The 23,308-nt window shown below is 48.9% G+C and carries 18 protein-coding genes; 8 read left to right on the top strand and 10 right to left on the bottom strand.

Annotated elements, in window-relative coordinates; translation table 11 throughout:
* Positions 1-937: 937 nt before the first annotated feature.
* From ruvB to K0H59_RS10330, 6 genes are all read right to left on the bottom strand, one after another.
* Complete coding sequence (gene ruvB, locus K0H59_RS10355) at positions 938-1,942, bottom strand: Holliday junction branch migration DNA helicase RuvB (RefSeq protein ID WP_220055472.1); 1,005 nt, start codon at positions 1,940-1,942, stop codon at positions 938-940.
* A 120-nt stretch (positions 1,943-2,062) separates the two neighbouring features.
* On the bottom strand, positions 2,063-2,680 hold the full coding sequence (gene ruvA, locus K0H59_RS10350) for a Holliday junction branch migration protein RuvA (protein WP_011626232.1): 618 nt from the start codon (positions 2,678-2,680) through the stop codon (positions 2,063-2,065).
* On the bottom strand, positions 2,677-3,198 hold the full coding sequence (gene ruvC, locus K0H59_RS10345) for a crossover junction endodeoxyribonuclease RuvC (RefSeq protein WP_011622671.1): 522 nt from the start codon (positions 3,196-3,198) through the stop codon (positions 2,677-2,679). Before ruvC ends, ruvA begins: the two co-directional genes overlap by 4 nt.
* A gap of 201 nt (positions 3,199-3,399) precedes the next feature.
* Positions 3,400-4,146: a YebC/PmpR family DNA-binding transcriptional regulator gene (locus tag K0H59_RS10340; RefSeq protein WP_220055471.1), complete on the bottom strand. Its 747-nt coding sequence runs from the start codon at positions 4,144-4,146 to the stop codon at positions 3,400-3,402.
* A 215-nt stretch (positions 4,147-4,361) separates the two neighbouring features.
* Positions 4,362-6,137, bottom strand: coding sequence for an aspartate--tRNA ligase (aspS, locus tag K0H59_RS10335; RefSeq protein WP_220055470.1), 1,776 nt, complete (start codon positions 6,135-6,137; stop codon positions 4,362-4,364).
* Positions 6,138-6,321: 184 nt separating this feature from the next.
* Positions 6,322-9,135, bottom strand: coding sequence for a transporter substrate-binding domain-containing protein (locus K0H59_RS10330; RefSeq protein ID WP_220055469.1), 2,814 nt, complete (start codon positions 9,133-9,135; stop codon positions 6,322-6,324).
* 148 nt (positions 9,136-9,283) lie between these two features.
* On the opposite strand from K0H59_RS10330, the gene cmoA reads away from it, so the two are divergent.
* From cmoA to K0H59_RS10290, 8 genes are all read left to right on the top strand, one after another.
* Positions 9,284-10,015 (top strand): carboxy-S-adenosyl-L-methionine synthase CmoA, encoded by a 732-nt coding sequence (gene cmoA / locus K0H59_RS10325; protein WP_011622667.1) that lies wholly within the window; start codon positions 9,284-9,286, stop codon positions 10,013-10,015.
* Positions 10,012-11,004 (top strand): tRNA 5-methoxyuridine(34)/uridine 5-oxyacetic acid(34) synthase CmoB, encoded by a 993-nt coding sequence (gene cmoB / locus K0H59_RS10320; protein WP_088211180.1) that lies wholly within the window; start codon positions 10,012-10,014, stop codon positions 11,002-11,004. Before cmoA ends, cmoB begins: the two co-directional genes overlap by 4 nt.
* 83 nt (positions 11,005-11,087) lie before the next feature.
* A complete protein-coding gene (locus tag K0H59_RS10315) occupies positions 11,088-11,909 on the top strand; it encodes an ATP-dependent zinc protease (RefSeq protein ID WP_220055468.1) in 822 nt (273 codons plus the stop codon).
* Between the two features lie 209 nt (positions 11,910-12,118).
* Complete coding sequence (locus K0H59_RS10310; protein WP_220055467.1) at positions 12,119-13,627, top strand: UUP1 family membrane protein; 1,509 nt, start codon at positions 12,119-12,121, stop codon at positions 13,625-13,627.
* A complete protein-coding gene (locus K0H59_RS10305; RefSeq protein WP_220055466.1) occupies positions 13,627-14,571 on the top strand; it encodes an alpha-L-glutamate ligase-like protein in 945 nt (314 codons plus the stop codon). Before K0H59_RS10310 ends, K0H59_RS10305 begins: the two co-directional genes overlap by 1 nt.
* A complete protein-coding gene (locus K0H59_RS10300) occupies positions 14,546-16,468 on the top strand; it encodes a M3 family metallopeptidase (RefSeq protein WP_220055465.1) in 1,923 nt (640 codons plus the stop codon). Before K0H59_RS10305 ends, K0H59_RS10300 begins: the two co-directional genes overlap by 26 nt.
* Positions 16,395-17,594, top strand: a complete 1,200-nt coding sequence (locus K0H59_RS10295; protein WP_220055464.1) for a DUF3541 domain-containing protein — start codon at positions 16,395-16,397, stop codon at positions 17,592-17,594. The genes K0H59_RS10300 and K0H59_RS10295 overlap by 74 nt, the downstream gene beginning before the upstream one ends.
* A gap of 174 nt (positions 17,595-17,768) precedes the next feature.
* Positions 17,769-18,671 (top strand): LysR family transcriptional regulator, encoded by a 903-nt coding sequence (locus tag K0H59_RS10290; RefSeq protein ID WP_011622660.1) that lies wholly within the window; start codon positions 17,769-17,771, stop codon positions 18,669-18,671.
* A gap of 176 nt (positions 18,672-18,847) precedes the next feature.
* Here the strand turns inward: K0H59_RS10290 and K0H59_RS10285 are convergent, their stop codons facing one another.
* The 4 genes from K0H59_RS10285 to K0H59_RS10270 form a co-directional block, all read right to left on the bottom strand.
* On the bottom strand, positions 18,848-21,052 hold the full coding sequence (locus K0H59_RS10285; protein ID WP_220055463.1) for a putative metalloprotease CJM1_0395 family protein: 2,205 nt from the start codon (positions 21,050-21,052) through the stop codon (positions 18,848-18,850).
* Positions 21,053-21,054: 2 nt separating this feature from the next.
* Complete coding sequence (locus K0H59_RS10280) at positions 21,055-21,318, bottom strand: hypothetical protein (protein WP_011716940.1); 264 nt, start codon at positions 21,316-21,318, stop codon at positions 21,055-21,057.
* A gap of 112 nt (positions 21,319-21,430) precedes the next feature.
* Entirely contained in the window at positions 21,431-22,546 is a 1,116-nt protein-coding gene (gene thiH / locus K0H59_RS10275; RefSeq protein WP_220055462.1) for a 2-iminoacetate synthase ThiH, read from the bottom strand.
* Positions 22,543-23,307, bottom strand: coding sequence for a thiazole synthase (locus tag K0H59_RS10270; RefSeq protein ID WP_220055461.1), 765 nt, complete (start codon positions 23,305-23,307; stop codon positions 22,543-22,545). The genes thiH and K0H59_RS10270 overlap by 4 nt, the downstream gene beginning before the upstream one ends.
* Position 23,308: the final 1 nt, after the last annotated feature.

The raw sequence follows: 23,308 nt of genomic DNA, 5'->3' as shown, positions 1-23,308 counted from the left end.
TATTTTTATGCTTACAGCTTGTACAACAAATGCTGTACGACTGTTGCGCTTGATACTGAGGATTCACTTTCATTCAGTCAATATGCATTTTTTTAACCTTGAGCATCATTTTGTTCTGTATTTTTATCAATATTGTAAATCGATTGTTTTATTTAAATCTTGAATGCTATTTCAATCCTATTGTTAGCATTAAAAACCATATATAACGATAATTTGCAGCGACAAAAACTGTTAAAAAATAACATTAAGAAAACATATGATTACCACAAAAATGTGATGCATGTCACATTTTTTTGAAAGGAGACTATCTGATGCACAGAATAATATGTCGATTAATTATGAAAAAATATGCATATTGGTAATCATTGCAACAGAAAGAATCGTGTAGATATCATGGGTTTCACATCGCACATTGATACAAAATGAATAACTTGTGATTTTTATGCACCGCAAGTGTGCAATAAACACAAATGCAACAATTCATTGTCGATTATAATATCAAGCTTAAGTTCTAGGTGTTTTAGAGCGGGATAAGGGCTAAAAAGTGAACATAAGACGAACCATTACAATGTAAAAGCATTATGAGAATGCTTATTTTGCAAACAACACAAATGTCATTTCGAGCGGTTTAAACTCAACATATAAATACATTTGTTTTATTATTGTTAACCAACTAGATTAAATATTATTTACAAACCAAAATAAGAGCATTATTTAGCCGAATAAATTTAAATAAAAACAGTATTCAAGTGACACACCTGCTCCACAGCCCATTTAATTAAGTCGTTATTCATTAAATAATATTCATTTAACGATATAGATGTGGATACTCCTAGCGGCAAGTAATCTGGTGACAAAAAGCAGCAATAACAAAATCGGTAAAACAAAAAAGCGGCCAAGGCCGCTTTTTTGGTAACAAAGTCATCCTTCTTGGATGTTACTCTGGTTTTATCATGCCAAAATGCAGATAGGCTCTGGTTGTGGCAATGCGACCGCGTGGCGTTCGTTGGATAAAGCCTTGTTGGATAAGGAAAGGCTCCAATACATCTTCGATGGTTTCACGCTCCTCACCAATAGCTGCGGCGAGGTTATCAAGCCCCACAGGCCCCCCCATAAACTTATCGATAATGGCAAGCAGCAGTTTTCGATCCATGTAATCGAAACCTTCACCATCGACATCGAGCAAATCAAGCGCTTGCTCCGCGACTTTTTGCGTCACAGCACCGTCGTGTTTTACTTCCGCATAATCCCGCACTCGGCGCAGTAAACGGTTTGCGATCCTCGGTGTTCCCCGCGAACGTTTGGCAATTTCGGTGGCCCCTTCAGCATCAATGGCCAATCCCATCACCTGTGCCGAGCGGGTCACAATGGTGCTTAAATCTTTGACATTATAAAACTCAAGTCGCAGTGGAATGCCAAAACGCGCCCTTAGCGGAGAGGTTAACGCCCCTGCCCGCGTGGTCGCGCCCACTAAGGTAAAAGGCGGTAGGTCCAACTTAATTGAGCGTGCAGCGGGCCCCTCACCGATCATAATATCCAGCTGATAGTCTTCCATCGCAGGATACAGAATTTCTTCGACGACAGGACTTAAGCGGTGAATTTCATCGATAAAAAGCACATCTCCCACCTCAAGATTGGTGAGTAGTGCCGCCAAATCCCCGGCTTTCTCAAGCACAGGCCCCGACGTCGATTTAATATTTACGCCCATTTCATTAGCCACGATCATGGCTAAGGTGGTTTTACCTAAACCCGGCGGGCCGTAGATCAGCATATGGTCTAAGGCTTCTTCGCGATTCTTTGCCGCTTGAATAAACACTTTTAATTGGGCACGCGTATCATCCTGCCCTGTATATTCATCGAGCAATTTAGGGCGCATAGCCCTGTCGATAACATCGTCTTGACCTTGCAGCTGCGGCTGGATCAGTCTATCTGCTTCAATCATTTACCTATTCCTGTTACCGCATCGGCATACGGCACTTGCTATTTTGGTGCACTTGCAACCTAACTGGCTGCAAAAATCGCGTACCGCAATATAACACCAGCCTTGATAAAAACCATGCCATTAGAGCATCGATTTTAACGCGGCCTTAATCAAGGTCTCACTGTCCATGCCTTCTTTATAGGCGGCGGACACGGCTTTACTCGCCTGTGGTGGTTTATAGCCAAGGGAGATCAAGGCTGAAATAGCATCCTCTTCGGCACTGTTGACCGTCGGAGCCGGTGAGTAGTTGGATTGCAGCACAAACTCACGCTCAGAACCTACGGATGCCTCCATCAAGCTCTTCAGTTTATCGCGCATCTCGACCAATAAGCGCTCGGCGGTCTTTTTACCGACACCGGGTAATTTCACCAGCGTCACTATATCATCGCGCTCGACGCAGCCGACAAACTCGCTGGCGGTCATGCCTGAAAGAATAGTTAACGCCAGTTTAGGACCCACGCCGTTAGCCTTGATAAGCAAACGAAACAGTGAGCGCTCTTGTTTAGTGATAAAGCCGTAAAGCAGCTGGGCATCTTCACGCACCACAAAATGGGTATACACTGTGGTCGGTTGATTGACCTCGGGGAGCTCATAAAAGCTGGTGAGGGGCATCTGTAACTCGTACCCTACGCCATTGACATCAATCAACACCTCTGGCGCTTGCTTTTCAATTAACACGCCACGTAAACGACCTATCATCTGTACCGTCCATATGTTCTTGTTGTCGCTCGGCCACTTAAGGCGACCAAACTTTGATTGGTGTGATAATGACATACCGCAACGCCGAGTGCATCCGCAGCGTCGGCCTGTGGCGCCGCGGGCAGCTTAAGCAATTGCTGGATCATATGTTGAACCTGTTCTTTCTTGGCTCGCCCCGTCCCGACCACCGCATTCTTAATTTGGGTGGCACTGTATTCGGCAACGGGTAAGTTAGCCACTGTCGCGGCCACAATAGCAGCGCCACGGGCTTGACCCAATTTCAAGGCTGAGTCGGCATTTTTGGCGAGAAACACCCGCTCAATCGCAAATTCATCGGGTTGATATTGGCGAATAATTTCACTGATCCCATCAAAGATTTGCTTGAGTCTTAATGGTAAATCCTCACCCGAAGTGCGAATGCAGCCGCTGCCCAAATAAAGTTGCTGTCGCCCTTGGCATTGGATAACGCCATAACCTGTGATCCGTGAACCTGGGTCAACCCCTAAAATAATTGCCATGCTATCCCTAATGCTTGTTCCCGACTTAAGACAACCCATTCAACGGATAACTTAAGCACTAGCAACAGTGCAAAAAATCATAAATCTCACTAAGGTGGTCCTAAAGTAAAACACAGACGCTAAGGTCAATCGCTGTCTCAAGCTTTGTAGCTAAGTTTGTCAGCAGACTCTAGGCCACCTAACTCAGGTTAATGCTAAGACCTAACCTAAACTTTCCATAATCTCATCGGAGATTTCGGCATTATGATACACCTCTTGCACATCATCATGCTCTTCGAGGGTATCGATAAGACGCATAAACTTCTCCGCGGTCTCGGCATCTAACTCGGCTTTGGTCGAGGCAATCATCGCGATTTCGGCGTTATCACTGACAAATCCCGCCGCATCGAGGGCATCTTTCACCCCGTAAAACTCGGTCGGTTCGGTAAATACGTCAATTGCACCATCATCGTAGCTCACCACATCTTCGGCGCCCACTTCCAGCGCCGCTTCCATCAGAGCGTCTTCATCTGTGCCCGGCGCATAGGACAACACCCCGCGCTTAGTGAACAAATAGGCAACCGAGCCATCGGTCCCTAAGTTACCGCCGGATTTACTAAAGGCATTACGTACGCCACTCACGGTGCGGTTACGGTTATCTGTCATGGTTTCGACCATCACAGCTGTGCCACCCGGGCCATAGCCTTCGTAAATAATGGTTTCGAGTTGTTGCCCTTCAAGCTCACCGGCGCCACGCTTGATCGCGCGTTCAATGGTGTCGCGGGTCATGTTGCCGCCGAGCGCTTTATCGATTGCGATACGCAGACGCGGGTTTGAATCGGGATCCGAGCCACCTTCACGGGCAGAAACTGTTAACTCACGGATAAATTTAGTAAAGAGTTTACCGCGTTTGGCATCTTGCGCTGCTTTGCGGTGTTTAATGTTGGCCCACTTACTATGACCTGCCATGGGAGTTCTCCTCTACACATAGCCATTGCACATCTTATCAATAGCCTAAGGTAACCTTGACGGCGCCTCTTGTGAGGTTCCTATACCTATGTTCCTTTACACAAAGATTGACGGCAAATTCAGTGACGTCGGTAACGCAGATATTGATAAGAAATGAAATGACGGGGTAAAAATAGACCGAGGCTTACGCCTCGGTACTCGATAATCACTAAAGATTAGTCTTCAGTCTTCGCGGCTTTCACCACGGAAATGCCTAATTCAGCTAATTGTTGTGGGTTAGCAAAACCTGGCGCATTGGTTAACGGACACGCCGCAGTGGTGGTTTTCGGGAAAGCCATCACATCACGGATAGAGCTTGCGCCCGTCATCAGCATGATAATACGGTCTAAACCGAATGCCAGACCCGCATGTGGTGGCGTACCGTAGCGCAGCGCTTCGAGTAGGAAGCCGAATTTCTCTTTCGCTTCTTCATCGGTAATGCCAAGAATACGGAATACTGCAGATTGCATCTCTTGGTTGTGGATACGCACCGAACCACCACCTAATTCACAGCCGTTTAATACCATGTCGTAGGCATCTGACACACGGTTAGCCGGATTGGCTTCCAGCTCTTGTGGTGTCACGCCGCGTGGCGCAGTAAACGGATGGTGAACCGCATGGAAGCTACCGTTGATCTTCTCAAACATTGGGAAGTCAACCACCCACAGTGGACGCCATTGACCTTGGAGCAGGTTAAAGTCTTCACCGGCTTTAAGACGCAGTGCGCCCATAGATTCGGCAACCACAGTCGCGTTATCTGCACCAAACAGGATGATATCGCCCGTTTGTGCGCCTGTGCGGCTGATGATTTCGTTCACAATGCCTTCGTTCAAGAACTTCAGCACAGGTGATTGAATGCCTTCTAACCCTTGAGTCAGGTCGTTTAGCTTCATCCACGCTAAACCTTTAGCTCCGTAGATACCGACAAACTTAGTGTAATCATCGATTTGCTTACGGGATAGGCTCGCACCACCAGGAATACGCAGCGCCGCAACACGACCTTCTTCGTCATTCGCTGGGCCCGAGAATACCGCAAACTCCACTTCTTTGAGTAAGTCAGCCACGTCAACCAGTTCTAGTGGGTTACGTAAATCTGGCTTATCTGAACCGAAACGACGCATGGCTTCGTTATAGGTCATGCGTGGGAATTCGCCTAAATCGACGTTCAGCATCTCAAGGAACAGACCACGCATCATTTCTTCAGTCTTAGCCATCACCTGCTCAGACGTCATAAATGAGGTTTCGATATCGATTTGAGTAAATTCTGGCTGACGGTCAGCACGTAAGTCTTCGTCACGGAAGCATTTTACGATTTGATAGTAACGATCAAAGCCAGACATCATCAGCAACTGTTTAAACAGCTGTGGTGATTGTGGCAGTGCGAAGAATTGACCTTTGTAAGTGCGGCTTGGCACTAAATAGTCACGGGCACCTTCTGGCGTTGCCTTGGTCAGGATAGGCGTCTCGATATCTAAGAAGCCGTTTGAGTCGAGGAAACGACGCACAGCACTGGTCACTTTCGCGCGGAACATTAAGCGCTGCGCCATTTCTGGGCGACGTAAATCTAAATAACGGTATTTTAGACGCTGCTCTTCACTGTTGTTTTGATAGTTATCTAAGCTCAGCGGCAGCGGCTCAGAACTGTTAATAATCGTCAGTTCTTTACCTAATACTTCAATTTCGCCGGTCTTCATTTGCGCGTTGACTTGGCTATCAGGACGGGCACGAACCACGCCTTTTACCTGCACACAAAACTCGGCGCGCAGCGTACTGGCCACATTGAACACCTCAGGTAAATCTGGATCGTAAACCACTTGGACCAGACCTTCTCTGTCTCTTAAATCTAAAAAGACCACGCCACCCAAATCACGGCTACGATTAACCCAACCTACCAAGGTAACTTCTTGTCCAACGTGAGACTTATTGACGTCTCCACAATAATGACTGCGCATCTAACTCTATCCTTTATCCGGAAACCGGTGCTTTGGAAATAATCAAAACGAGATAAAAGCGGCATTATAGTCAAATAATGCCGATTACCAAAGTACTTCACTTTTAGGCGGTGAAGTATCAAACAGTTTTACGCCCTTGACTAGAGGCGAACGCACTATCTGCGTATAAACGTTCAAAAAACCATCAAGCCACGCGGTAGCAACGGCCACCCGCCGTTTTGGCTTGATACATCAGTTGGTCGGCTTGCTTCATTAACTCGATGGCCGTATCGCCATCGCGGGGATAAATGACCACACCAATGCTGACCGCAACCTCCACCATCACTCCTTCTACGCTGAAAGGCGATGCAAGCGAGTGCAGAATATTATCAGCAACTTGGGTCGCGGCATCGAGATCTTGCACACGATTTAGCAGGATCACAAATTCATCGCCACCGAATCTTGCCACTGTATCAGAATTGCGAATAGCTTTGCTCAATAATCCCGCCACTTTTAACAGCAAGGCATCCCCCACAGGATGACCATATTGATCGTTAATTTGTTTAAAGCCATCTAAATCGATAAACAACAAGGCGAAATGGCTATGATCCCGCCGATGGGCAAGTAAGGCCTGTGACAGCCTATCATCTAATAAAGCACGATTTGGTAGCTGAGTTAAGGCATCGTGACTGGCAACATGTTGCAAACGTTTTTCGGCGGCAAGTCGGCGGGTGATCTCCACGTTTAAGCGACGATTGACCACTAACACTGCCACCATCACCGCAGACAACACCAGTGCACCCATTAATAGATAGCGGATCCATTGCAGATACTGACTATTATCAGAATCGAGGGAAAAACTGACCCAATGGGAATAGATTTGCTGCTGGGTGTGTTGATCGATTTGCGCTAACACGCGATTGATTAATGGAATTAACTGAGCATACTGCGGATTGAGTCCAAAGTGGCTGTGCTGATCGGCTAAGTCACTGAGGAGTGACATTTTCAGCAACGGATATTGGCCCGTTTTTAGCTCAGAGGCCAGCGTCACCACCTTATCAATAAACACATCGGCATGGCCATCGTTGACCGCCGCGAGCCCAGATTGGGTATCGGGCACTAGCACCAGTTTGAGCGAGGGCTGCAATGCCATCAGTTGTGCCACCAGATGATAGCCTTCCACCACAGCGACCCTCTGCCCCGCCAATTGTGCCAGATTAAACACCGACACCTGCTCAAGCTGCGACACCATTCCCCACGGCGATGGCCAGTAGGGATCGCTAAAGGTTAAAAATTGCTGGCGCTCGGCGGTTTGCGCCACGCTGCCAGCCATAGCAATGTCCCCTGTACGTAATGCACTTATTAGTGATTGCCAATCATCAAAGCCAACAGGCTCTATCTTGATCCGTAATTGCTCAGCCAAAATGTAGGCAATGTCGCTGTTGATCCCCGCAAACTGGCCTTGCTCATCGCTAAACTCCATCGGTGGCCACTGTTTTAAGTAACCGAGTTTAAGTTCACCTAATTGTGAGAGGTAATCTTGCTCACCGTTTGAAAGCTGAATGCCGTGTAATCCCTTCTGATTAAAAATACGGTCCTTAGGATTCAGCATCCATTTCTGCTCTACCTCGGCAAACTCTTGCATGCTGATACTGCGAAAACCATTGGCGATGCGCTGGGTTAAGCCTGGATCGTCACTGCGGGTCAGGACATACACATCGGTCGGAAACTCAAGCTCAGGATATTGGTGAAATTCGGACCAAGCCTTGTTTTGCAGTAAATAGTGGGATGTCCATGCTCCTGCGGCAACAAAACCGGCTATCTCACCAGACCGTGCGCCTGCCACCATGCTATCCATATTTTCGTAATAGCGCAGCGTAACATCGGGCAGCGCTTTACGCAGCGCCACTAAATAAGGTGCCGTCGGCACAACGCCAATGCGTTTGCCCTTTAGGCTCTGCAAATCGGTCAGTTGCTGTTGATATAAAAACAGCCGACTCTTCACCGTATAGAGTTGCCAAGCGCGGGTTAAGCCGGTTTTTAGCTCGTCACTTTCAGGGTAACCGATATGCGCATCGGCTAAACCTTGGCGCACATCGTTGACACTGGCATTCATGTCGCCCGAGATAAAATCCACATTGATGCCCGTCTTGGCCGACCATAATTGCCAAAGATCCACATAAAACCCATGGGGTAAGCCATCGACACCTAAATCGACAAAGGGCTCAACACCTAACTGCATCGCCACCACAAGCCCCGCCTTTTGCCCGTGATAACCTAACCAGCGGCGCTCGGTTTGTTGCACAAAACGAGCATCGAGTGAATCAAACCCCTTATTAATCTTCTCGAGCAAAGCCTGATTGCCTTTCATCACGGCGGGGACAAACTGCATGGCCTTAATCGGAATACGTGCACTGATGGGAAAACTGCCCGCAATCGCTTGGCTTGATGCGGGATCGCGCAGATAGCCATCGAGTCCTGCAAATACAACCGTCTCGCCCGCCGCAACCCCCGCCAGCAGTTTTTCACGGCTTTCATAATATTTGAAGACTAAATTCGGCTCGATACGACGAAGCTCACCCTCATGGGATGAACCACTCACTATCCCGATTTGATAAGGAACAAGTTCCTTAATGGACTTTTTACCCTGTAAGGATTTATGCAGGTAAAGATAGGTACTGACATCGGCTATAGGCTCTGCGAAATCAAACAGCTGCTCACGCTCAGGCGTCTGCCCCATGCCAATATGCACTTGGGCTTTGCCCTGCTGCAATTGCTGCAGCGATTCATTCCAGTGGCGCGCCACAAACACTAATGGCGTATCGGTACGCTTGCCCCATTCCTTCCAGAGATCGACTAATAAACCTGTGGCTTCGCCGTCGTTGTCGACAAACTGATAGGGGAAACTGTCTTCCCCCATCACCACGATAAGCGATTCAGTCTGTCCTTGACTGGCGTTTACTGCGTTACTCAACATGCTGCAACACAGGATCACGATAAGCTGGAGCACTAACTTCAACTGGGGTCCCTAGTACTTGATGTACAATGTAAATACTTTGTTATTGATACATATTAGACAGAAATTTCGGGCAAATTACTAGCCGAGACTTGCTGCTAGTCGACGGGATTCGTTAAAATGCATGGCTGAATTTTCGAGATATTCCCAGATGAACGCTTCCCAAGATACTATCTACGCTCAAGCGAGCGAACACATTAGCGATTTCCAGTTTGATAACCGTGTCGCGGGTGTCTTCAGTGACATGATCCGCCGCTCGGTGCCTGGCTATACGCAAATTATCAATACTATTGGCGATTTTGCGGATCGTTTCGTCAAGCCTAATACCCAAGTATATGATTTAGGTTGCTCTTTAGGCGCTGCTACCTTAAGCATTCGCCGTCAAATCCAGGGCCGCGATTGCCGCATTATCGCCGTGGACAATAGCGAATCCATGGTGACGCGCTGCCAAGAAAACCTCAATGCCTATGTGAGTGATACCGAGGTTGAGCTGATCTGCGGCGATATTCGCGATATTCACATCGAAAACGCCTCTTTAGTCGTGCTTAACTTTACCCTGCAATTTTTACCGCCAGAGGACAGAGAAGCGCTGATCGCAAAAATTTATCACGGCTTGAATCCCGGCGGTCTGTTAGTGCTGTCGGAAAAAATTCGCTTCGATGATGCGCCGATTCAAAGTGTGCTCGAAGAGCTGCACTTAGACTTTAAACGCGCCAATGGCTACAGCGAGCTCGAAATCAGTCAAAAGCGCAGCGCGCTTGAAAACGTGATGAAGCCCGATACCTTAACTCTCCACCAGCAACGTTTGACTCGCCAAGGGTTTAGCCACTTTAGCTTGTGGTTCCAATGTTTTAACTTCTCTTCCATGGTGGCCATCAAGTGATCAGTTTCAGCTCCTTTTACCAACAAATTGCCGATTCCAATTTGCAGCATTGGCTCGAGACTTTGCCAGCCATTCTCGGCAAATGGCAGAGAGAACATAAACACGGCAACTTACCCAAGTGGGAAAAAGTGCTCAATAAGCTGCACTATCCCGCCCCAGACCAAGTGGACTTTGTCAGCAGTGTCACCGTCGGCACAGGCGAGCAACTAACGCCCGGCGAAAAGGAAAAACTTGAGAACCTACTGCGCCTGTTTATGCCTTGGCGCAAAGGGCCTTTCCATATTCACGGCATTCATATCGATACCGAATGGCGCAGCGATTGGAAGTGGGATCGCGTGAGCCCACATATTTCTCCTTTGCAAAACCGCACTGTGCTCGATGTCGGCTGTGGCAGCGGCTATCACATGTGGCGCATGCTTGGCGCGGGCGCCAAACGCGTGGTGGGCATCGACCCTTCGCCATTATTTTTATGCCAATTTGAAGCGGTTAAGCGCCTAAGCGGTGAAAATCATCCCGTACACTTATTGCCGCTGGGCATTGAAGAGCTGCCACCGCTGGATGCATTCGATACGGTTTTCTCCATGGGCGTCTTGTATCACAGACGTTCGCCTATTGATCACTTGTTACAATTACGTGATCAGTTACGTATGGGTGGGGAATTAGTGTTAGAGACTTTGGTAATAGATGGTGATGAAAACGCCGTACTCGTCCCTCAAGATAGATATGGGAAAATGAATAATGTATGGTTTATTCCATCCGTCGCGGCCCTGATGCTCTGGCTAAAGAAGTGTGATTTCACAGACATACGTTGTGTCGACACCGATGTCACCGCATTAGCCGAACAGCGCCGAACCGATTGGATGCCGAATGAGTCACTGGTTGAATATCTTGACCCTAACGATATCACTAAGACTATCGAGGGTTACCCCGCGCCGAAACGCGCAACGATTATTGCGGTGAAAAATCAACCCAATCAAGATTTGACCTAACGAGTTAACTCCAGTGGCCTAATACGCTTATGCCTAGGTAAACCCTAGGCATAAAATCCGTTTTAACGCCAATAGGAAGTACTATGCTAAAGCAGTTGATCGCTATCGCCGTTGCCAGCAGCTTAATGGGATGCGCAGCGACAGAACCGACCGCCCACGCCCCCAAACCACTCGATACTGATACCTTTAATACCCGTCTTAATCAGCAGCAAGATCAGTTAGTCGCTGCGATTAATCAGCAATGCCAACCGGCGGATTTAACCTCGCTTGCGACCCTCAACAGCCAAGTCGAGCAGTTAAGTCAGCAAATCAATCATTTAAATCAAGCAGCGAAAAACCTCAGCGCGCAAAAGCAAGCCGCTGTGGTGACGCCAGCACCGAGCCAATGCCCTAAATCCGCCCTTGGGGACAAGTTTTTACTCGGTGAAATCGAAAATGTGTTTATCGATGAACTCAATGCCAGTTTTGCCACTCGCATTGATACCGGCGCAGAATCTTCCTCCATCGATGCCCGTAATATCACCCTGTTTGAGCGCGATGGCGCCCAATGGGTACGCTTCGATGTGTTTACCCAAGGGGAAAAACAGCCTGCGACAAATTTCGAATCTAAGGTCGTGCGTTTTGTACGCATCAAGCAGGACGCCAATGAGAAGGACGATCGCCGCCCCGTGATCCACGCGCACCTTAAGATTGGCCAATATTCCGCAGAGACAGATCTTAATCTCACCGACCGTAGTCACCTCGACTATCCCTTATTGCTCGGCCGTAAATTTATCAAAGATATCGCCGTTGTCGATGTCGGCCAGCGCTATGTGCACGGTAAAGCAAAACAGCCCAAACCCAAACAACCCGATCCTGAGCAACCTAAAGCAGAGTCAGCTATCGTCTCCAGCGGCAAAAAATAACCGCTTGGTCTAAAGCCGTTCACAAGCTAAGCATAGAGCCGCTTGCGCTTATTGGTCTGTCAGCTTGTAACATCGCCGCTCACTCTGACGCAGCCTGATATAGCTAATATCCGCCACGCGACAATCTAACGCGTGACGTCGAGTTCGAACCGTCAATGCCCTGGGAAATCCCACGCTTTTCGGCCATTGGCGCAACATGGGAAACACGTATGCATTCACGTAAACCTTTTTACATTTTGGTGGCATTACTTTTTATTGTCGGTCTAAGCGCCAGCATCTATCGCGGCGTTAAGCATCAGGTGCCTTTTCTACCCGGTGAGCAAGTGCAAAGCTGGGCGGTAGACGCCAAAATCAGTTTCGATGGCACTGGCGATGCGGCCGAAGTGTCCTTCTCCTTACCACAGGATCCCGCCTATGAAGTCTTGGTCGAGAACGCCAGCTCCCCTGGCTTTGGGTTATCGGTGAGTGATGCTAAGGACGCGCGCCGTGCAATTTGGTCAATTCGCGAGGCCTATGGCAGCCAAGATCTCTACTATAAAGTGACCCTAGTGCCGACGGGCGTGACCCAAATCCACAGCGACGATATTCCAAGTCAACCAGAGCCTTACCTCTGGCCCGCGACCGAGAAGACCGCTGCAGAGCAAGTGATTAGCGAAACTTGGGCGCGCAGCGCATCGAATTTATCCTTCGCCCAGCAATTGATGAATGCAATCACTGCAACTAAGCGCAGCCAGAATATGGAGCTATTGCTGTCGAGCCAAACCGCGACGCAAGTGTTTTTGCATATGCTGCAAACTAAGGGCATTCCGGCCCGTGAAGTCAGCGGGCTCTACCTTGAAGACCAACGTCGCCGTCAATCCCTTTCGCCCTTTGTGGAAGTGTTCCATAACGGCGAGTGGGTCTTATATGATTTGGTTAAAGGCAAGCAAGGTCGTCCAGAGAACTTACTGCTGTGGGAACGCTCGGGCCATTCCGTGCTCGATGTGATGGGCGGAGTGAACTCGCAGGTGCATTTCTCGATGTTGCAAGACACCCGCTCGGCATTGGCGACCTCCATCGATATGATGATGAATAACAATGCTTTGGATTTCTCACTCTACCAATTACCGCTAGAGGAGCAGAGTCTATTCAAGGGCATTTTATTGATCCCTATCGGGGTACTGATGGTGGTGTTTTTACGGGTGATCATTGGGGTCAAGACCTCGGGCACCTTTATGCCTGTCCTTATCGCCCTCGCCTTTATTCAGACCAGTTTAGTCACGGGCTTAGTCGGCTTTTTGCTGATCGTGGCCTGCGGCCTAATGATCCGCTCCTATTTGTCCCAATTAAATCTGTTGCTGATCTCGCGAATATCGGCGGTGATCATCGTCGTGATCGGCATTATCGGCGTCTTTACCTTGCTGTCTTATAAATTCGGTTTAAGCGAAGGACTGACGATTACCTTCTTCCCGATGATTATTTTGGCGTGGACCATCGAACGTATGTCTATCCTCTGGGAGGAAGAAGGCCCGAAAGAAGTGATAGTGCAAGGCGGTGGCAGCCTAATGGTCGCCACCCTCGCCTACTTAGCCATGAGCGCTAGTTGGGTACAACACTGGGTGTTTAACTTCCTTGGGATCCACTTAGTGATCTTGGCCTTAGTACTATTAATGGGCCAATACACAGGTTATCGCCTGCTGGAACTCAAACGCTTTAAACCACTTGCGGGAGATGCCTAATGAATATTGCTTGGCCATGGGAGCTTCGCGCGCGCGGCGTGCTCAATATGAATAAACGCAATATTGATTACATTGGTCGCTATAATCCGCGTAAATTTTATAAACGAGTGGATGATAAGCTGCTGACGAAACAATTAGCACTTGCCAATGATATTGCCGTGCCCGATTTAATCGCCGTTGTGCGCGAGCAGCACGAAATCGCGCATATTCCCGAGCGCGTTAAAGGCCGCTCGGGGTTTGTGATCAAACCCGCCAAGGGCTCTGGTGGTAAAGGGATTTTAGTGATCACCCATATCGAACAGGGGCGTTACTATAAACCCAGCGGACACGAGGTCAGCCCATCGGAATTGGATAGACACGTGTCCAATATCCTCAGCGGTTTATTCTCCCTTGGGGGCAAACCCGATGTGGCGATTGTCGAGGGACTGATTGAATTCGATCCCGTGTTTGACGGTTACAGCCATGAAGGCGTGCCCGATATCCGCTTGATTGTCTTTAAAGGTTTTCCGGTGATGGGGATGCTCAGGCTCTCCACCGCCGCCTCCGATGGCAAGGCCAATTTGCACCAAGGCGCCGTGGGTGTGGGCGTTGACATTGCCACGGGAAAAGGGTTACATGCTGTGCAATTTGATGCTCCAATTGAGTTTCATCCAGATACAGGCAAAAAGCTCACCGATATCGTCGTCCCCCACTGGGACAGCTTGCTGCATACCGCATCAAGCGCCTTTGAAATGTGTGAGATGGGTTACTTGGGCACGGATATGGTGCTTGATCAGACTAAAGGCCCGCTGTTATTGGAACTCAATGCACGCCCGGGACTGGCGATCCAGATTGCAAATGGAAAAGGCATTTTGCCTAGACTTAAGCATGTCGAAGCCATGTCATCCCATTCAATGACAGTTGCAGAACGTGTAGCCTATGCAAAAATCCATTTTAACGGCTAGCCTGTTTGGCTGGTGTTTATCCTCCCTCGGTGCAGCCCATGCTGCGCCAAGTCCCGTGCCGCTGCTGGTCGAGCAGTGTTTGCGCCAACCCAATATCGATTTGGCTGGCGCCTTCGCCAGTTACGCCAGTACCCACCAGCTCCAAAGCTTAACACTGGCGGATAAAGCCCTAGTGTTAGAGCAGCAAACCATTGGACTGAATAATGTCAACGACAGACTCACCTACTACCGAGGTTTGCCGCTGTCGGGGGATGAGCGCCAAGGTTTACTGCAGTGTCAGTTGCGCTTGGCCGACACTCTGAGCGACTTACTAAACCAAGCTGAATTTAGCCAACTGGCGTTTGAGCTGACGCAAGCAGCTTTAGAAAATCATGCTGCAGCAAATCAGGAACAGGTGTTGCTCGGTGAGCAATTAACGGCTTTACTGCGCCAACATTTATCCATTATGGATAAAGCCAAGTTGCACACAGCGCAGGCCAGCATTCGTCAAGGCTTAGGCAATCAGCAGTTTCAACTGGATATTCAAGCAGATAAATGCCAGATCACGGATGAAGGAGCTGAGGTTAATACTGCCAATAACGAGGAAGAAACGGCAAATTCAGGCACTTTCTCAGGGACTATCGCGAGTTACCTGTTAAAACAACCCGATGCCGAATGTCGACAAACCCTGTGGCAAGCCTATCAAGGTCGAGCTAGGGAGCATAATCAAGTCGCCTTACACCGCATTGCTGAGCTGCGTCAACGAATTGCCAATGACGCAGGTTTTAGCGATTACGCCAGTTACAGCCTCAAGGATCAGCTACTCAATACCCCTGAGTTAGTTAAAGCGTTTCTCGACAGCCAAACCGAAGCGATTCAAGTTGCCCCTTGGGATCTTGGCCGAACCTTATCGCAATTACCCAGTACGGAAACCACCGCTCTAAATACCCGTGAGCTACTCGACAAGGCCTTAACGACCTTAGGCGAGTTTGGTTTACGTTTTGAGGTGATTGGTGAGCATCTCGATTCGACAGCCACTCAAACGACACTTTCTCAAACGGCACTTTCTCAAACGGCACCAGCACAAGCGCAGCAACAGATCCTCCGTGTTTACCATACAGATAGATTATTAGGAGAAGTGTATCTGGCCATTGGTGCTCAGGATGCAGTGAATAAGCCTAGGAATGCCAGTCAACACACCCTCAGGCAAAGTGTGATTGGGCAGCAATTTGGTCAACAGGCGCTCGAGCTGCCCGCGACACTCAATAATTTCAAAGATATCGAACGCTTTACCCAAGCTCTCGCCGATGCGATGACCTCGCTGGCGCGTGGCAGTCATTTTTACCTTAACAACACCTTAGGCCCGACGCTCGATACCAATCAATTACCGAGTCTTTGGCTCGCTAAGGTGTTACGCCAAACGCTATTTCCCCAATTTGATACCCAATATATTCAACCGAGGGAAACGCTCGCAAGCGCCTATGCGACTCAGCTTAAAGTCTTTCGCGCTAAGGTGGCACTTAACTTTTACCAGTCCTTAAACCAGCAGAGCTATCCGGATTTACCTGCTGAATTTAGCAAAAGCTTTGGGGCGAACTGGGCGCAAGTGATTGATTACCCATATAGTTTTAATGCAATCGCCAGCGAAGGCCCACGCTATTATCAATCCCTGTGGCAAGCCAAGCTCGCAACGCTTGTCCATCAATCCACCCAAGACTGCCAAGATAAACTTGGGCTTTTTAATCTCCTCGTGGTCAATGAGACCGCACTCACCTTGAGCGATCAACTGCGCGCCATACTTGGCGACCCCGTAGATGCCGCTGCGCTTATCCAAAGGATTATCCATGTCTCAGGATCTGAAAATCACCCACACACCACATCCGAAACACAAACTCACGCTATCCATTGCACTCTTTAGCGGTTTAGCCTTATTTACAGCACAGAGTGCTTTCGCCAATTCGCAAAGCACGCCCCCAAGTCACGCTGGGCTTGAGAACTCACAAAACGTTCTCGAGCCAAACGCCGCGGATAAAACCGAATTAAGCCAAAGCGACGTTGCGCAGCTTATTCAACACAACCTTGAAACTCATCTCTATACACTCCCGCCTCGGGTGCAGGGCCATTATGGGATCCGCCTCTATCGCCTGACGGGCGATGAGCAATATGCCAACGCCGCGTTAGTCGATCTTTATGCGGTAACCGAAGCCCAAGCATTTTATGCCTGCCAAGTGGATAACCCTGAGTTTGTACGTCAAGCTTCAGAGAACGCCATCGCAGAACTGGGTAATGGTCCCAGAGCCAAGGCCCGTAAAAAAGCCCTCGCACCTTTTCCTGAGTTTTTATTTTACTCCGATGTACTACTGCGATTCGCCAGTCGAATCGATGAGTTAGGCTTTACAGGTCCTTGCCATAATCAAATGATCCAAGCCCTCAAAAAGGCCGACTTACGTCAAGGTTTGACCGATCCCGCGATGATTAAAGCTTGGGCGGCGCAGCTAATTAACTATGTGTATTGGGCCAAACAATTGGGTGTAGGAGATTATCTAGAGGATTATAAAACGGCGTTTACTCGGGTTTACCCCGACGCGCAGGATGCCACACTCAGCAAAGCACAGTTTCGCAATAAGCTCTACGGCATGACGCATTTTATCTTTGCCGCGAGTGAATATTATCAGCATCGGGTGGATGCCACTGAATTTGCATGGATTTTGGATTACTTTGACGCCAACATTGAGCGGATTTTACAGGATGCGACCGATGATATTATTGCCGAAGTCGGCATTAGTTTTCTGCTAGCAGGCAAAACTGACCATCCTGTCGTGGCTCAAACTCGGGCTTATATTGCCAACTCGTTTGATGCCGATAGCCAAATTATCCCCTCACCCAAGGGCAATCCTGACTTAGCCCTTGGCGAGCATCGCAATGTGCTCGCGATTATGTTGCTTAATTGGCCAGAAACCCTCTATCCCGGGCCTTATCTTAACGAACTTAACGCGACGAAAAAGTATTTACCTATGGGCGTGACACCTAAGGTTATCGATTAATCCATCACCCATAAAGCTTACTGATCAGAGGTTGTCACGCCACAGCATTGCGACGCGATAACCTCTTTTTCAATTAACACGATAATAGTATTGAAAAAACGATCATAGCTCGCCACTATAAGCCTCAATCTATCGCTTTTTTAGAAACCTGTCGTTTTCGACATGAGGACAACCATGACTCGCGCGAAATCTACCCTTGAGCAATGGCGTATTTTACAGGCTGTCGTCGATTATGGCGGCTACGCGCAGGCGGCAGAAAAGCTCAACAAGAGCCAATCCTCACTCAATCATGCGGTGGCTAAGTTACAGCATCAGCTCGGCATAGAGCTACTCGAAGTTCGAGGCCGCAAAGCTTACCTGACACCACAGGGCGAAGTATTATTGCGCCGCTCACGCCATGTGACTCAAGCGGTCAATGAGTTAGAACAACTTGCTAGCAACCTTGAGCAAGGTTGGGAGCCTACACTCACCATTGCCCGCGAAATCGTCTATCCGATGGAAAGTCTAGTGTGCGCGCTAAGTGACTTTTTGCCCCATAGCCGCGGCACTCGCATCATAATGTTGGACTCAGTCATCACAGGTACTCAAGAATTAATCCTTCAGAATAAGGTCGATATTGCGATTTGCGCCGGAATTCCACCAAAGGGCTATTTATCCGAGCCTCTGTGTGAGCAGGAGCTGCATCTGGTTTGCCACCCGAGCCACCCCTTGGCTGAAATGGGTACCTTAGACGATGACAAGCTACTGGCGCAGCACCTGCAACTGGTGATCAAAGACACGGGCCTGCAACCCAATGTGGATATCGGTTGGTTAAAGGCCGAGCAGCGCTGGACTGTATCGAACTTCCATGAGGCGAAAGTCATTTTAAACCAGGGTATTGGTTTCTGCTGGATCCCATCTTTCCTTATTCAAGAAGAATTAGCCGCAGGCAAACTGGTGCGCTTACACCTCCAAGGCAGCCAAAAACGGCGCATTATGCTAAGCCTTGTGATCCCAAATCGTGATCAACAGGGGCCCGCTTCAAAACTGCTGGCTTCTTATCTCCTTAAGCATCATGGTGTAAGTACAAGCGAGTAACCACGCTCACATTCTTCCACCGTGTGCGCCAAAACCAACTCTTGGCTAGCAGGGAATCACTATGGGTTTATCCTTTAATGGCGACTGAACTTGCCAAACAAAGCAGGCTTAAGTGATTAGTCTTAATGGCCAAACGCTAGTTAGTTAAGATTTGCGGGCATTTCGAGAACGAGAGGCTAGACATTCACATCTAAGAAGCGTGGACGGTGCAGTGCTAAGGTTTGAGGATTGAACAGACCGCGTGTATTTTGACCGCTTGAGGACTCGAGCGCCAATCCATTGGACATAACACTATCTGGCTCGTAGCTAGACGAATCACTTATCCGCTCAAGTGAAACATCATTCGAACCTGATTGATTAACTTCAGTGTTTCCCTTACTCGCTAGAGTTGCCACGGCGACAGAGCCATAGAAACGCACCGCATTACTGCCGTTTAATGTGTGACTCGATGTGCCCTTGTTGTCACGAGACGACGCCAACCGCTGCATAGCAACCTCTGGCGCTTCATCCTTATTTGATACGGCGCCGATCGCTAAGATCGCCGTTGGCGGCTCGATGGTCTCTGTCGTATCAACTTCAGGGGTACTTGCTGCATCTGAAGTTTTACTCGATGCAACCTGCGCCGCAATGGCTTGCTTAATCTTATCAATCACTTCTGTCACAGGTGCCGATGGTTCCTCTTGGGGCACAGTGATATTGCCATTAGCATCAATCTTGCCCGTGACTTGAATTTGGCGCACCTTAAGCGGTGGTAAACCGTCAATCTGAGCCTCGGCACCAATCAGGGTTTCTGTTGTCGGTTGATCAACAATCTGCTGCTGACGTTCCTCAGCAAGTTTAGCCTTGGCATCATTCATTTTCTGTAGCGCTTCTGCGGCAACACGAATATCGGCCGAAGAGGGATCTACTGGCGCCATTGCCGCCGCATAGACTTGCTTCATCTTATTGATGGTCGCCAGCGGATCGCCAGGCACTATCGACACATCGATTTGCACCTCACCATCAGTCGCATAGCGCTGACCATCGGCACCTTTTTCATACTTGAAACTGGGGCTTTGAGCATATTGACCGCCCACACTCGCATGGGCATGCTCATGGGCTTTGACTTCTGTGTCCCTTGATTTTAATGCGTCCAGTTGGGCTTTTTGCTGCTCAATTGCCTTTTCTTGCGCTTGTTTGACTTGCTCTTTCGCTAAATCTTGCTGACGAGTTTGCTCGTCCTGAGCCTGCTGCGCTTGTTTACTTTGGTCGGCTTTGGCAAAAACCTCGGCTAAGGCTTGCTGCTTTTGTTCCTGCTCTTGTACCGCCTGTGCCCTTGCCTGCTTGGCTTGTTCATCTCGTGCATTTTGAGCTTGAATTTGTTCCGCTTGAGTCTGCTGCTGTTGCGTTTGAGCATTTGGGGTTATCCCAGCACCGACTTGGCCAATTTCCTCCGAGGGTTCATTAAAAACAAGGCTTAACTGCTCACTTAAACCGCTTGATTGATTGCTATCAGGAAGCGCATTTGAATTGGCAAAAGCTGAAGCGCTGAAATCTGACGCTTTGCCCATCGCATCGGCACCAGCAAATTCGGTCGTAAAAGGAGTAACTACAGCACTTGACGCATTTGGCAATATGCCATTTGACTCTGTTGGGCCAATATTCGTAGCGATAGCCGTAGATGTAGAGAAAATATTGGCTACCCCCACACTCGCGGAGCCAACACTGCTACCGGTAGTGGCAATGGTGGCCGCAAGGCTTGGGGCTGGAGGAGAAAAAGGCGTAACAGCACCACTTGTGGCGCTAAAACCGACGTCCGATGCCCCCAAGGTTGACACTGATGGCTGAGTGTCTACGATAGCAATTTGTCCCTCCCTCATTCCGCCAATGGAGCGGGGGCCGGTAAGTAAGCTGAAACTAGTATGACTTGATGCTAGTAGGCTTGTATCTAACGGAGCCGAATGTGACTGATTGAATTTTAGTGCTTGTAAAGGCGCTTTATTCGAATGTAACTGTTTTGAATTCAGCTGTGCCGTGGCGTTTCCACCGAGTGCGGTGAAAGCCTTCTGAACAGAGACTGTATCAACATTAGATGAAATCGGAGGACTAGCAGGTTTGACATCTGTCGATAACGCGGGCGTTGTCGTACTCATGGGCACAGCTTGGTCCATCGCAGCCCCGAGACTGCTTAATGATGGCGCAAGTGCCCCACTCGCTTCGAATTTTGGTGTATTCAGGTTAACGGTTGAGGCGGAGAGCGTTGCGACCGCCTGACCAATTCCCCCTTGATAAGTCTGTCCGCCTTGAGGTTTTCCCCCTTTTGGTGACTCAATTGACTTATCAACACCTAAAAACGAAGTGGATGGCGCGCCAATTTGTGATGACAGCGCCATAACCGACATAACTATACCTTGATGTTGATTATCGAACCTATTGCTTCAGATTCACGTTCAAGCACCTCAGTCGATGCCTCTCCTTGTCGCAATGATTCATTTGCCGACAGTAATGCAGAGGTTTTATCGGGCTCATCTACCGCTTTAGCGGTTTCTGTGGGCGCAGCACTTTGCGAAGGGCTAGGCTTTGCCACATCAATCGTTGCCTGCGTTAACCCTGATTGAGCTGTTTGCAAGCCTTGCAGACCGGAAGCATAAGCAGATTGGATTTGCATAGGAGTTTTCCTGCATCTGATGATAACTGGGTTAATTATTAATCAAACCTCAGGCAAAGTACAGGTTTATCCCCCGCCATAAAGGCATTTTAAAATCACTTTAAGCCCCCGATTAACACGCAATCCAAGCCGATTCCCAATCCTTAAAAACCGGATTAAATCCCCTGAGTCGCATCTGAGTCATGACCTGCTCAACAGTACGTTCATCGCTTATCTCAAACTGATCTAATTGGCTTTCTGGCGCCTGATAACCGCCTGGTTGCGTCGAGCTCCCCGCACTCATCTGTGTTATCCCAAGCGGCAGTAAATTGTCCCGAAGCGATGGCGCCTCGCGTGTCGATAAACTGATATCAAGTTGCTGATTAAACAGCCTGAAGGCACATATCATCTGCACCAGTCCAAGATCAGTTAAATGCACTTTTGGTGTAATGCCGCCGGTGCAGGGCCGTAAACGCGGTAACGAAATACTAAAACGAGTACGCCAGTAATGCCGTTCTAAATAGTCCAGATGATGGCCCATCAACAAGGCATCGAGCCGCCAGTCATCTAAACCCAGTAGCACACCTAGACCTATCTTATCGACACCCGCGCTGGCAACGCGGTCGGGCGTTTCGAGCCGATATGCAAAATCCTGTTTATTGCCTCGGGTGTGATGCTTGGCATAGGTCGCCGCTTGATAGGTTTCTTGATACACCATCACAGCATCCAGCCCTAGCTCGACAAGTTGACGATAATCAATCTCCTCAAGCGGCTGTACCTCCATGGCCAAATAACTAAACTGCTGTTTTACAATGGGTAACACACGCTTAAAGTAATCCATCCCCACTTTGGTTTCATGCTCGCCCGACACCAGCAAGATGGAGTCAAAACCACGGGATTTGATAATCGCCATTTCAGCCGCAATTTCCTGCTCATTGAGTACTTTGCGCTTTAGCTTATTGCTCATGCTAAAGCCGCAATAGTCACACTCGTTAGCACACAGGTTTGACAGATAGAGCGGCAAATAAAGTCCGATATTGGCCCCAAAGCGTTGCCGAGTGAGCGCCGCCGAACGTTGAGCCATCTCTTCGATATAGGGCTCCGCTGCTGGAGACAATAAAGCAAGTAAACTCTGTAGATTACCCTCGGGTTGCATCAGAGCGCGCTCAACCTCTACTGCCGTGCAGGAATATAACGCCAGCAATAACTTATCCCGTTCAATACGGGCAAATTGGTCGACAAAACTCATTGCTGCAAGAATCCCGTTAGTGGACTGGTATGCACAGCCTGAGTCTGCACTCGGCCAAGTCCGGCTTCAAAGGCGCGTCGTCCGCAAGCCACTGCATCCTTAAAGCACTGCGCCATTTCAATGGGAGAGGCACTGCTCGCGATGGCGGTATTAACCAGCACGGCATCGGCTCCTAGCTCCATCGCGTGGGCCGCATGGGACGGCGCGCCAATTCCCGCATCAATCACCACGGGCACTTTTGCCTGCTCAATAATCATCTTGATAAACGGCTCAGTCACCAGCCCCTGATTAGTGCCAATGGGGCTTGCCAATGGCATTACGGCGGCGCAGCCCACCTCTTCTAAACGTCGACACAGCACAGGATCGGCATGCACGTAGGGCATCACAATAAACCCGCGTTCACAGAGGGTTTTGGCCGCGGCTAACGTTTCGACCGCATCGGGCATCAAGTATTTAGGATCGGGATGAATTTCAAGTTTAACCCATTGTGTTCCCAGCATTTCCCGCGCCAGTTCAGCGGCGAATATCGCTTCCTTAGCATTACGCGCACCCGAGGTATTAGGTAAGAGCCGCACGCCCGCTTGCCTAAGTGGCGTAAGCAAATCATCGGCCCCCGCTTTTAAATCAATTCTTTTCATCGCAACCGTAACCAACTGCGATTTAGACACCTTAATTGACTCCAGCATCAGCTGACTTGAGCAGAACTTACCCGTGCCGGTAAATAATCGTGACTCAAATTCCACACCCGCAATCGTTAACATC

Source organism: Shewanella sp. FJAT-51649 (genome assembly GCF_019457435.1).
GTDB lineage: Bacteria > Pseudomonadota > Gammaproteobacteria > Enterobacterales > Shewanellaceae > Shewanella > Shewanella mangrovisoli.
Note: the sequence above shows the minus strand (reverse complement) of the source record. Positions and strands in the feature narration are given on the sequence as shown.